General features: G+C 49.7%; 7 protein-coding genes. 5 read left to right on the forward strand and 2 right to left on the reverse strand.

Going from position 1 to position 5,979, the window contains the following annotated elements; genetic code table 11:
* From ppsA to LUQ50_RS02025, 5 genes are all read left to right on the forward strand, one after another.
* Positions 1-2,171: phosphoenolpyruvate synthase (ppsA, locus tag LUQ50_RS02005; RefSeq protein WP_300035407.1), on the forward strand; the 2,171-nt coding region annotated here is incomplete at its 5' end.
* Positions 2,161-3,270: a tyrosine decarboxylase MfnA gene (mfnA, locus tag LUQ50_RS02010; protein ID WP_300035410.1), complete on the forward strand. Its 1,110-nt coding sequence runs from the start codon at positions 2,161-2,163 to the stop codon at positions 3,268-3,270. The genes ppsA and mfnA, both read left to right, overlap by 11 nt.
* The gene (gene hpt / locus LUQ50_RS02015; protein ID WP_300035413.1) at positions 3,251-3,799 is read left to right on the forward strand and encodes a hypoxanthine/guanine phosphoribosyltransferase; all 549 of its coding nucleotides are present in this window, start codon (positions 3,251-3,253) and stop codon (positions 3,797-3,799) included. The genes mfnA and hpt overlap by 20 nt, the downstream gene beginning before the upstream one ends.
* Entirely contained in the window at positions 3,783-4,724 is a 942-nt protein-coding gene (gene dph2 / locus LUQ50_RS02020) for a diphthamide biosynthesis enzyme Dph2 (RefSeq protein WP_300035416.1), read from the forward strand. Before hpt ends, dph2 begins: the two co-directional genes overlap by 17 nt.
* On the forward strand, positions 4,721-5,335 hold the full coding sequence (locus LUQ50_RS02025) for an METTL5 family protein (protein WP_300035419.1): 615 nt from the start codon (positions 4,721-4,723) through the stop codon (positions 5,333-5,335). Before dph2 ends, LUQ50_RS02025 begins: the two co-directional genes overlap by 4 nt.
* A gap of 16 nt (positions 5,336-5,351) precedes the next feature.
* Here LUQ50_RS02025 and LUQ50_RS02030 read toward each other — a convergent pair whose 3' ends face one another.
* Positions 5,352-5,531 (reverse strand): hypothetical protein, encoded by a 180-nt coding sequence (locus LUQ50_RS02030; protein ID WP_109968821.1) that lies wholly within the window; start codon positions 5,529-5,531, stop codon positions 5,352-5,354.
* A 66-nt stretch (positions 5,532-5,597) separates the two neighbouring features.
* Positions 5,598-5,979: DUF371 domain-containing protein (locus tag LUQ50_RS02035; protein WP_300035425.1), on the reverse strand; the 382-nt coding region annotated here is incomplete at its 5' end.

Raw genomic sequence — 5,979 nt, forward strand, 5'->3', positions numbered from 1 at the left:
CATTTGTAGTTACAAGTCAGGCATTTCGCAGGTTTCTGATTCAGACCAATCTCGAAGATAAACTCTATGCGCTTCTTGCTAATTTGGACGTTGACAATAATGATGCATTAGAAGAGGCTGCGGAAAAAGCAAAAGAACTTGTACATGCCTCACCGATGCCCAATGATCTGAAGGATGCAATTGTTCATGCATACCAGAAGATGTCACGCGGCGGTGACATTGTCGCTGCACGATCCAGTGCAACCGCTGAAGATCTCCCAGATGCAAGTTTCGCAGGACAACAGGAGACCGTACTCAATATCAAGGGTGCAGAGAATCTGCTCAAAGGAGTTCAGGTATGCTGGGCTTCTCTCTATGGAGCACGGGCCATCTATTACCGGGCAAAACAGGGATTCGATCACCACACCGTGAATATTGCCGTGGTTGTCCAGCGCCTTGTTCATTCTGAGAAGGCAGGAGTGATGTTCACATCACATCCGGTTACTGGAGAATCACTTGCTATCATTGAAGGTTCATGGGGACTTGGAGAGTCTGTCGTTTCAGGCTCGGTTTCTCCAGATAAGTATGTGTTTGATCAAAGAACCGAGCGGATCACGGACAAATTCATTGCAACCAAACGTCTTGAGATTGTGGCTGACGGCGAATATGGAACCAAAACGCTGGATATCGAACCTGAACGCCAGGATAAACAGGTCCTCTCAGATGAAGAAGTAAAGCGCCTTGCAACCTACGGAATTGTATCGGAAGAACATTACGGGGTTCCCCAGGATATGGAATGGGGCATTGTCGGTGATCAGATCTTTGTCCTCCAGTCAAGACCCATCACGACGATCAAGTCCGGAGCCAAGAAGAATGGACAGGCAGCAGCAGCCGGTAGCGCAGAAAAGGTGATCCTGCAGGGACAGGGAGCCTCACCCGGGATAGCAAGCGGGAAGGTAACCATCGTATACGATGTCAAGGATATCGGAAAGGTAAAAGACGGGGATATTATGGTCACACGGATGACCAACCCGGACATGGTTCCCGCGATGCGGAAGGTCTCAGCCATTATCACTGACGAAGGAGGAATGACCTGCCACGCAGCAATTGTATCACGTGAACTTGGTACTCCGGCTATAGTCGGGACGAAGACCGGAACACAGTTGCTCTCCGAAGGTCAGATTGTCACCGTAGATGGCGAGAAAGGTCTCATCTACGACGGGATCATTGAACAACCAAAACCAGAGACTGAAGCCGGCGCAACCGCAGTTGTAATGGGTTCCCCAAAGATCATCACCGCAACGTCGGTGAAAGTTAACGTCTCAATGCCAGAAGCAGCAGCGCGTGCTGCAGCAACAGGTGCGGACGGAGTAGGTCTCCTCAGAATTGAACATCTTATCCTCGGGCTAAACAAGACACCGGGCTGGTTTATCGAAAACCATCGCGAAGAAGAGTTCATTCAGGAATTGCTGAATGGGATCAAAGTAGTTCTCGATGCATTTCCAGGAAAACCTGTATGGGTCAGGACACTTGATGCTCCGACAGATGAGTTCAGAAACATGCAGGGCGGGAAGAGCGAACCAATCGAGCATAATCCAATGCTCGGATGGAGAGGTATCAGACGCGACCTCCAGAGCCCGAAACAGTTCAGGCTTCAGATCGAGACCTTCAAGCGGCTCTGGGATCTCGGATATGATAATCTCGGAATTATGTTTCCGATGGTATCCCACCCGAACGAATTCATCCAGGCAAAAGAAGAGTTCAGAAGTGCAGGTGTTGATGTCGAGAAAGTTGATCTCGGTATTATGATCGAGATTCCGGCCAGTGCAGTCATCATCGAAGATTTCATTAAGGCGGGAATAAAGTTCGCATCGTTTGGAACAAACGATCTCATTCAGTATACTATCGCTATCGACCGCAACAATGAGAACGTCACCAGTATGTACTGGCCCAAACACCCAGCTGTACTTGCACTCATCGACCATGCGATCAAGGCTTGCCGTGAAGGTGGGGTTGAAGTCTCAATCTGTGGACAGGCAGGAAGTGAGCCGGACATGGTTACCTGGCTTGTCCAGCACGGAATCACCAGTGTTTCATCAAACATTGATGCAATAGCCAAGATCCGTGAAACTGTAGCCCGCACCGAGCAGCGCATTATCCTTGAAGGTGCACGTAAGAATTATGCCTTCTGATGGTATCTCATCAGACTCTCTCTTCTGTTTTCTCGAAGAGTACCGTCGCAAAGATATCTGCTGGGACCATATCCTCTCCTCGATGTGCACTCCGCCCCACCCGGTGGCGATCCGGGCACACAATATGTTCATGGAGACGAACCTTGGAGACCCGGGCCTCTTCCCCGGAACTGCCCATATCGATGAACTTTTGATTCGTTGGTTTGCAGATCTCTATCATGCTCCTGATGCAGGCGGATGCTCGACTTCCGGGGGTACTGAATCAAATATACAGGTGCTCAGGTTTGCAAAGGCAGAACTGAACTCATCAAATCCTAATATCATCGTTCCGGCATCAGCACATTTTTCGTTTGAAAAAGCCTGCAGAATGATGGGAATTGAGATGAGGGTGGTTCCTCTTGATTCTCAGTACAGGATGGACATTCAGAAGACCGGGGAACTCATCGATACAAATACCTGCTGTATCGTTGGTATCGCGGGTACAACCGAGTATGGAATGGTGGATCCGATTCCGGCTCTGGGAAAACTTGCCGAAGAGGAAGCGATACACCTCCATGTTGATGCCGCATTTGGCGGATTGGTTCTCCCGTTCCTGAAAAATGGTCCAAATTTTGATTTCTCGGTCCCGGGAGTGGGATCAATATCAGTTGATCCTCATAAGATGGGAATGAGTACGATTCCTGCGGGGGTGCTCATGGTCAAAGATGAAGCCTGTTTCTGTAACCTTCTGGTTGACACCCCCTATCTTACCGTAAAACAGAGTTACAGCCTCACCGGAACCAGACCTGGAGCCTCGGTTGCCGGAGCATATGCAGTACTTGCCCATCTCGGGAAAGACGGGATGGAAGCGGTGGTCACCGGTTGTATGGAGAATACCCGCCGCCTCATCGAAGGGATGGAGGCATTCGGGGTCTCCCGAAAGATAACCCCTGATGTGAACGTAGCAACCTTCGAACACACCGAAGTACCAGAGCCCTGGGCTGTCTCATATACCCGGGCCGGCGACCTTCGGATCGTCTGTATGCCTCATGTCCATCGCGACGTGGTAGAAAAATTCCTTGTTGAGTTCGGAGCATTTCATGATCGAACATCTGATTGAGTCACTAATAACCTGCCCAATTGTTAAAAAAGGCGAATATAACTATTTTGTTCACCCGATTACCGATGGAATCCCGGAGATTGATCCGAAAGTCCTCCGAGAAGTTGCAGTAGGGATGATTCGGAAGCTGGATCTTACCAATGTCAGATACATCGTTGCTGCAGAGGCGATGGCAATCCCTATCGGAACCGCTATCTCGCTGATGACCGATATCCCGGTGAATATCATCCGCAAGCGCAGTTATGGTCTTCCCGGAGAGCAGGAAGTAATACAGCAGACCGGATACTCGAAAGGGAAAATGTATATTAATGGCCTCTCCAGGGGAGACCGGGTCGTGATCGTGGATGACGTCATCAGCACTGGAGGTACCATAAACGGGATCCTTCATACCCTCAACATGATGGGAGTAGAAGTAGCCGGGATCTGTTTTGCCATCAAAAAAGGTACTCCTGAAGTTACCATGCCTTACCACTATCTGGTCGCTATCGAAGTGACAGACACGGTGAAGATCGTTGACCGAGAACTTTGAACTAATCGCAGAATTACATAAAGGAGGGGCACACAGGGTCGCCCTTCAGGCACCTGAAGGACTGAAGCGGCGCCTCTTTAGACTTGCAGGGGAGTTGAAATCCGCTGGATTTAAGGTCAGCATCAGTGGGGATCCCTGCTATGGTGCCTGTGATCTTGATCTGGAGATGCTTAGAGATGCAGATATCCTGATCCATCTTGGCCATGCTCCGGTTGATGGTACCGATCAGGTTCTGTATGATATCTACAGGATGGACTTTGATCCGGTAGTTGTTCTGAACGCAGTTCCTTATCTTACCGGCCCGGAGATCGGACTGGTGACTACCGTACAGCATGTCCATCTCATTCCTGCCGTTTCTAACATACTGGAAGATGCAGGATTTGCCGTTACGGTTGCAGAAGGATCCGGCAGAACTCCTTATGCCGGACAGATTCTCGGATGCTCATTTGATGCAGCCAGGAAAACAGGTGCATCAGAGATCCTGTATCTGGGAACCGGGTTGTTTCACCCCCTGGGAGTTCAAATTGCAACCGGATCCAGAGTAATAGCCTGCGATCCTTTTACGCGGAACGTGGAGGTTGTAGATGGGGAGCGACTTCTTCGCAGGCGTTATGCACTTATTGAAAAGGCGAGGACAGCGGATCAGATCGGCATTCTGTTTTCTCCAAAAAGCGGTCAGGGCCGTAGAGAACTTGCAGAACGCCTTGCCAGCCTTTCTCCGAAAGCAACCACAATCCTGCTCAGAGAGGTAACTCCGGATCAACTTCTCAACCTGGGATTCTCCTGCTATGTGAACACGGCTTGTCCAAGACTTGCTTATGATGATCAGGTACGGTGGCCGGTGCCGGTGCTCACACCTCAGGAGTTTGAGATCCTCTGCGGCGTGAGGACGTTTGATAATTACGAGGTCGATGAGATCAGATGAAACTGCGAAGACTCGAGATGCTGCTCGAACAGGTCACCGGATTTGCAAATCCCCGGCCAGACCGGGAGCAGTATCAGACCCCGGCTCCACTCGCAGCACGGCTCCTATATACCGCATTTCTGGCAGGAGATATTACCAACCTTCGGATCCTTGAACTCGGATCAGGAACCGGGATTCTGGGTATCGGATCAGCTCTGCTTGGTGCAGGAGAGGTGATCGGTGTTGAACTCGATCCTGATGCTAATAAAATTGCAGAACAGAATGCAGCAGATCTGGGTGTTGCAATAGAACTCATCAGAGCAGATATTGCTGATACCGGTTCATGGAATATCGTTCCTTTTGCAGATACTGTAATCATGAATCCGCCATTCGGTGCACAGAAAGAGCATGCTGACCGTCCATTCATCGACCTCGCTCTTGCACGGGCAGAAGTCGTGTATGGAATTTTTAATGCGGGATCAGAATCATTTCTCATAGAGTATATCCGTGACCGTGCTGATATTATCGGAGTAATCGCAGCAGAATTTACCATTCCCAGAACTTTTTTCTTCCATACCGATGATCGTCGTGATATTCCGGTCGAGATCATCATCTTCAGAAAAACAAGGTGAGAAAAGGAGAGCAGATTCAATCCTTAACCAGGATGAACCCAATGCCGGCAAACATGATACCGGCGAGCAGGGCTACGATACCGATAGCGCCCTTGACCACATTGATCACATCAGGGAGGAAGAACCAGATACCATAGGCACCTCCCAGAATCAGAACGATACCAACAATAAGCATGCCAAGTCCCATCTTATCCATATACATATCCTCCTGTTTGCAGGTACATATTGATTACAGGACGATAATAAAATTCCCCCAGCCATATTAGTCCATCAGAAGCCCAAACCCTGGAATCAGAGTCCCGGTGTCTCCGTTATCTGCAGGCACTATCTCTGCGGTAAGTATGACATCAAGTTCCTCACCCTTTTTAAGGAGGGTGATCATGGCACGGGGAAGAGTCGATGCAGTATGATCACTGTAGAGCCCGATGGTACGACCACAGGTGAACGAGGATCTCCGCCATACCAGATCAGTCGGATGGTTCAGGAGAAGATGAGGAGAACCAGAGGAGATGATGATAACCTTCGCATCCCCGCAGACGAGTTCGGTGGTGAGCCGGCATGCAGGAGATCGCATCAGATCCTTAAAAGTATCAGAGAGATCAGCAGCCCCTTTTTCAGAGCGCACGGCTATGATACAGGTTCCG

Source organism: Methanospirillum sp. (assembly GCF_028679455.1).
Classification (GTDB): domain Archaea; phylum Halobacteriota; class Methanomicrobia; order Methanomicrobiales; family Methanospirillaceae; genus Methanospirillum.